Below are 5,445 nucleotides of genomic sequence, written 5' to 3'. Positions count from 1 at the left end.
GCCTTCGATGTCGAAGAATTCGGACATGGCCCGGACCTGGAAATCCATCATCGGGCGCCCCGGCTGAATGCGGCAGCCAATCTCTTTCGCCGCCTTTAGCAGGGGGGTCTCGGCGGGCTCCATGATGATGTCGACGACCGTCATGTCCGGGGTCAGCCGGCTCACATCCAGCGGCAGCGGGTCGCCGGCGTGCATGCCGACCGGCGTGGCGTTGATCGCCATATGCATGCCGGAAGGCTCGGCCTCTCCAACCTGGATGCGGCATTTCGGGAAGACCTGCGCGACCAGCGCCGCCAGTTTTTCGGCGCGACCGGTATCGATGTCGGCCAAGCGGATTTCCTCGGCACCGGCTTCGGCGAGACAATAGGCCAGGGACGCGCCGGCGCCGCCGGCGCCGACCTGAAGGATGCGGCGGCCGGCAATCTCATGTCCGCCTGCCTTGAGGCCATCGATAAAGCCGACGCCGTCGAAATTGTCGGCGTACCAGCTGCCATCGGGCAGCCGGCGCACGGAATTGGCGCTCTGCACCCTCGCGGCGCGGTCGTGAGCGGCGGTGCATTTGTGATAGACCGCAACCTTGTACGGCACCGAGATGATCACGCCCCTGATATTCTCGGCTGCCGTAATGCCGGCCCAGAAGGCCTCGAAATCCTCCGGGCGGCAGCTCAAGGGCACCATGAGGCTGTCGAGGCCCTTCTGCTCGAAGATCTCGTTGAATATGCCGGGGCTCTTGGCATGGGCCACGGGATGGGCCAGCATCACGAAGATCTCGGCCTTGCCGGTTCCGCGCATCGGTTTTACTCCTTTTCTTTTGACAGTTCGTGGCCGCTGAGGATCTCCAGCGCCTGGACGAGGGACGAGTGGTCGGCCTCCGCGCCGCCTGGTCGGGCTGAGCAGGCGCTCATCAGTTGTTGCGCCATCGCGGTGTTCGGCAGCGAGACGCCAAGCGCGCGGGCGCTTTCGAGCGCGAGGTTGAGATCCTTCTGGTGAAGCCGCATGCGAAAGCCCGGGGCGAAGGTCCGGGCGATCATGCGCTCGCCATGCACCTCCAGCACGCGGGACGAGGCAAAGCCGCCCATCAGCGCGGCGCGCACCTTTGCCGCGTCGCAACCGGCCTTGCTGGCAAAGACGAGCGCTTCCGCCACGGCCTCTATGTTGAGCGCGACGATGATCTGATTTGCGATCTTGCAGGTCTGGCCGGCGCCATTGTGCTCGCCGATCAAGGTGATGTTCTTGCCCAGCGTCCGAAAGATCGGCAGCGCGCGCTCGAACTCTGCGGTCGGCCCGCCGACCATGATGGTGAGGCTCGCCGCCTTGGCGCCGACCTCACCGCCCGAGACCGGGGCGTCGAGGTAGCCGGCTCCCGCTTGCCGCAGTTTCGCTGCGAATTCCGCAGTGGCGATAGGGCTGATCGAGCTCATGTCGATGACCAGCTTATCGGCCGACAGCCCCTCCAGGACGCCGTTTCCTCCAAGCAGGACACGCTCCACATCTGGCGTGTCGGGCAGCATGGTCACGATGATCTCGGACATCCGCGCCACATCGCCAGGAGAGGCGACGACCGATGCCCTAAGGTCCTTCGGCAGAGGGGAGCGGTTCAGGACCGTGAAGATCTCATGTCCCGCGTCGACGAGATGGTGCGCCATCGGTGCTCCCATCACACCGAGCCCGATGAACCCGATCTTCATTCTTGAACCCCTGTACGAAGGTTGGTGCGTATTGCATCTTGCAGCAAATTATTGCCGTATGATATAGGACATCATACAAATTTCAACGTCCTTTCGCTCATCGGAGACCGACCGCAAAATGCAAGAGCGCCTCAACACGCTGAAGGCTGCCGTGTCGGCCGGCCGGACCCATATCGGCATCTGGTGCTCGCTGGCTTCGGCCCTGACGACGGAAATTGTCGCGGGCTCCGGCGCCGGCTGGCTGCTGATCGATGGCGAGCATAGCCCCAATCATCTGCGCAGCATCATGGCCCAGTTGCAGGTCATGGGCGGCTTCGACAGCGAGGCCGTCGTCAGGCTGCCTTCCGACGATCCCAATCTGATCAAGCAGGCCCTGGATATCGGTGCGCGCAGCCTGATGATCCCCAATGTGCGGACGGCCGATCAGGCCCGCGCCATTGTCGCGGCTATGACATATGCGCCTGGTGGATTTCGCGGCTTCTCGGTCGGTCACCGTGCCAACGGCTTCGGTCGCATCGCCGGTTACCACGCCAAGGCGCGTGAGCAGCAGCTTCTCGCCGTACAGATCGAGGATGAATTAGGCGTCGCCAATGCCGCGGAAATTGCGGCAGTGGACGGCGTCGACGTTCTCTTCGTCGGACCCGGCGACCTTTCCACCAATATGGGTGCGATGGGCAATCCCGGGGCCGCACACGTTCAAGAAGCGATCGCCTCGGTGCGCAAGGCGGCAACGGCGGCAGGCAAGGCCAGCGGGATCCTGGCTCCCGCAAAGACCGATGCCGACCGCTACCTCGCCGACGGCTTCACCATGGTTGCCGTTGGTTCCGACCTCGGCCTGCTGGCGCGGGGCTCGGATGCCTTGGTCGCTTCGTTCACTCAGTAGACCGGAGATACAGCCATGCCGATCCCCCGGTACAAAGCGCCGTCACGCACCGCCTACGACATCGTCATCGTCGGCGGCGCCGTCATCGGTTCGTCCACGGCCTACTGGCTGAGCCAGGCGCTGGGCAGCGGCGCCTCGATCCTCGTGGTCGAACGCGACTCGAGCTACGAATTCTCGTCGACGGCGCTCTCCACCAGTGCGATCCGGCAGCAATATTCCAATCCGATCAATGTGAAGATCAGCCAGTTCGGCATCGAGGTCATCCGCGGATTTCAGGAGCGTATGGCACCTTTCTACAAGGACGAACCGGCGCCCGACCTCGGCTTCAAGGAGCATGGGTATCTTTACTGCTGTTCACCCGACGGCGTCAAAGCGGCCCGCGAGCGCGTCGATCTGCAACGCAGTTTTGGGGCCCACACGGTGTTTCTTGAGCCGGGCCCGCTGAAGGATCGCTTCCCCTGGCTCAATGTGGAGGATCTCGGTGGCGGTTCCTGGGGGGCCAGGGAAGAGGGCTGGTTCGATTCCGTGGGGCTGATGAACGGTTTCCGCCGCGCAGCCCGCGCCAGCGGCGTCGAGTATATTGACAATGCCGTGACAGGGCTGGACATCGCCGATGGGCGGGTCATCTCGGTGCGCCTCGCGACCGGACAGACGGTTGCCTGCGGAACATTGGTCAACGCCGCGGGCCCGCGCGCTCAGCAGGTGGCCGCCATGGCCGGCCTGTCGATCCCGGTCGCGCCCTACAAGCGCTACAGCTTCGTCTTCGCCAGCGCCAACCCGATCCCCGGCCGGATGCCCAATGTCATCGACCTTTCCGGAACATTCGTGCGTCCCGAAGGCGAGCTTTTTCTCACCGGCAACACGCCGCAAGGCGACGGACCGGCCGGCTACGACGACTTTGAAATGCACCATGAAGAGTTCGACGACTACATCTGGCCGGCACTCTGGCACCGCATTCCGTCTTTCGACGCACTCAAGGTCCAGACCAGTTGGACCGGCCACTACGAGTACAACATGCTCGACCACAACGGCATCGTCGGCTTCCACCCGCAGGTGACCAATTTCATGTTTGCCAACGGCTTCTCGGGGCACGGGCTGCAACAGTCGCCAGCCGTGGGCCGCGCCGTTTCAGAACTTATCGTTCACGGGGCTTTCCAGACGCTCGATCTTTCGCCGTTCTGTTACGAGCGCATAGATCGCAACGAGCCGTTTCTCGAGGAAGCAGTGATCTAAAGCGAGACGATCGGTCACCCATTTTATCTCGGGCATTCAGCGTCCAATGAAATTGCATTTTAGTCAGAGACGTCGTGAAAACTACTCGCTCGGATCGCTCTATCTTAGCAGGGGCGTCACGAACCCACGGTCGATCGATTTGGTTGCGGCGCTGCCAGATCTCGGCCAGAGGAGGCCTCGTGGCGCATGAGGAAACGCTCTATGGCGCGGATGATGGCGATCAACAGCAGATTGATCACAAGGTAGAGCACGCCGGCAATGGCGAAGATCTCGAAGATTGCGAAGGTCTGGCTCATCAGCCGCTTGGCGTAGCCGGTGATCTCGAGCACCGTGATCGTCGAGGCAAGGCTGGTCCCCTTGACGACCAGGATGAGCTCATTGCCATAGGCCGGCAGCGCCTGGCGGATGGCGAGCGGAAACTCGATGCGCCGGAACCGCAGCATGCGCGACATGCCGCATGCCTGCGCCGCTTCGACGAGGCCAACCGGAACCGACATCAATCCGCCGCGCAGGATCTCCGACGTGTAGGCAGCCGTGTTCAGCGCAAGCGCCAGCACGGCGCAGCGCGCGCCGTCGCTGATCAACCACCACAAAGCTGCGTTGTCCTTGATCGAGGAAAGTTGGCCAAGCCCGTAATAGAACAGGAAAATCTGCACCAGCAGTGGCGTCCCGCGAAAGACATTGGAATAATATTTGGCAAAGCCTGACAGGAAGCGGTTCGACGACAGTCGCATCAGCGCCAAACCGAGGCCCAGATTGAAGCCGATCAGCACCGAGACGAACGTTAGTGCCGCTGTGACCCACAGGCCCTTGAGCAGGACGGGAACCGCTAGCTGGATGAGATCCATCATAACTACTTTCTCGTCCTCACCCTGAGCAGGCGTTCGATGCCGTCGAACCCGGCCTGGCTGACGAGCGTAATGGCCAGATAAACCACAGCCGCGATCAGGTAGAAGATGAACGGGTGGCGGGTGGAATTGGCGCCAATGAAAGAAATGCGCATCAGCTCCTGAAGGCCGACCACCGAGACCAGGGCCGTGTCCTTGATCGTGGTCTGCCAGACGTTGTTGATTCCGGGAACCGCGATGCGCAGCATCTGGGCGCGATGATGCGGCGAAAGATCCGGCCGCCCGATAGCCCGAGCGCGCGCGCGGCCTCGATATGCCCATTGGGGATCGCGCCCAGGGCCCCGCGCACGACCTCGGTCGAATAGGCGCCGGAGATCGCGCCGATGGCGATGACCGCGATGACGAACGCATAGCCGCTCTCCGCGACCCCGGCATAGCCGAAAGCGGTCACGACCTTGGTCACGAATTCAACCGAACTGAAAAACAGGAGGTAGATGATGAGCAGCTCGGGCACGCCGCGCACCAGCGAGGTATAGGCATCAACGAGCAGCGAGAGCGGAAATATCCGGGCCCATTTGATCAAGCCGCAGACAATGCCGATCACCAGCCCGGCCGCCATGCTGACGAGACCCACCAGGATCGTTATCGACGCGCCACGCAGGATGGCGGTCACCCAACCCGCTTCCCAAACCTGCCAGAGACCGAATTCCATCTGAGTTGCCCTAGTCTTGTCGTGCCAATGAAGTGCATGCGCCCGGAGCTCCGGGCGCATGCACTTCATTGGCACGACAAG

Annotated in this window: 5 protein-coding genes and 1 pseudogene; 2 read left to right on the top strand and 4 right to left on the bottom strand. The window is 62.6% G+C overall.

The window, feature by feature from the left end:
- Together ENZ75_RS19405 and ENZ75_RS19400 are read right to left on the bottom strand one after the other, a co-directional pair.
- Positions 1–792 (bottom strand): shikimate dehydrogenase (locus ENZ75_RS19405; protein WP_164887870.1); only part of this gene is annotated, 792 nt, incomplete at its 3' end.
- Between the two features lie 5 nt (positions 793–797).
- Positions 798–1,688 carry a 2-hydroxy-3-oxopropionate reductase gene (locus tag ENZ75_RS19400; protein WP_063168721.1) on the bottom strand — a complete coding sequence of 297 codons (891 nt, stop codon included), beginning with the start codon at positions 1,686–1,688 and terminating at the stop codon, positions 798–800.
- Positions 1,689–1,806: 118 nt separating this feature from the next.
- On the opposite strand from ENZ75_RS19400, the gene ENZ75_RS19395 reads away from it, so the two are divergent.
- The gene (locus ENZ75_RS19395; RefSeq protein ID WP_063168720.1) at positions 1,807–2,571 is read left to right on the top strand and encodes an HpcH/HpaI aldolase/citrate lyase family protein; all 765 of its coding nucleotides are present in this window, start codon (positions 1,807–1,809) and stop codon (positions 2,569–2,571) included.
- 15 nt (positions 2,572–2,586) lie between these two features.
- Positions 2,587–3,804, top strand: coding sequence for an FAD-dependent oxidoreductase (locus tag ENZ75_RS19390; protein ID WP_024503251.1), 1,218 nt, complete (start codon positions 2,587–2,589; stop codon positions 3,802–3,804).
- Positions 3,805–3,920: 116 nt separating this feature from the next.
- Here the strand turns inward: ENZ75_RS19390 and ENZ75_RS19385 are convergent, their stop codons facing one another.
- Positions 3,921–4,652, bottom strand: coding sequence for an ABC transporter permease (locus tag ENZ75_RS19385; RefSeq protein WP_063170307.1), 732 nt, complete (start codon positions 4,650–4,652; stop codon positions 3,921–3,923).
- A 5-nt stretch (positions 4,653–4,657) separates the two neighbouring features.
- Positions 4,658–5,364: pseudogene (locus ENZ75_RS19380) on the bottom strand (ABC transporter permease subunit).
- Positions 5,365–5,445: the final 81 nt, after the last annotated feature.

This window comes from Mesorhizobium sp. M7A.F.Ca.CA.002.04.1.1 (assembly GCF_004022805.1).
In the GTDB taxonomy this organism is placed as follows: domain Bacteria; phylum Pseudomonadota; class Alphaproteobacteria; order Rhizobiales; family Rhizobiaceae; genus Mesorhizobium; species Mesorhizobium ciceri.
This window is presented reverse-complemented; position numbering and strand designations above follow the sequence as displayed.

Bases quoted from the DNA above. Each gene is read 5' to 3' on its own strand.
- ENZ75_RS19400 (WP_063168721.1), bottom strand. From the start codon at position 1,688: ATGAAGATCGGGTTCATCGGGCTCGGTGTGATGGGAGCACCGATGGCG.
- ENZ75_RS19395 (WP_063168720.1), top strand. From the start codon at position 1,807: ATGCAAGAGCGCCTCAACACGCTGAAGGCTGCCGTGTCGGCCGGCCGG.
- ENZ75_RS19390 (WP_024503251.1), top strand. From the start codon at position 2,587: ATGCCGATCCCCCGGTACAAAGCGCCGTCACGCACCGCCTACGACATC.
- ENZ75_RS19385 (WP_063170307.1), bottom strand. From the start codon at position 4,652: ATGGATCTCATCCAGCTAGCGGTTCCCGTCCTGCTCAAGGGCCTGTGG.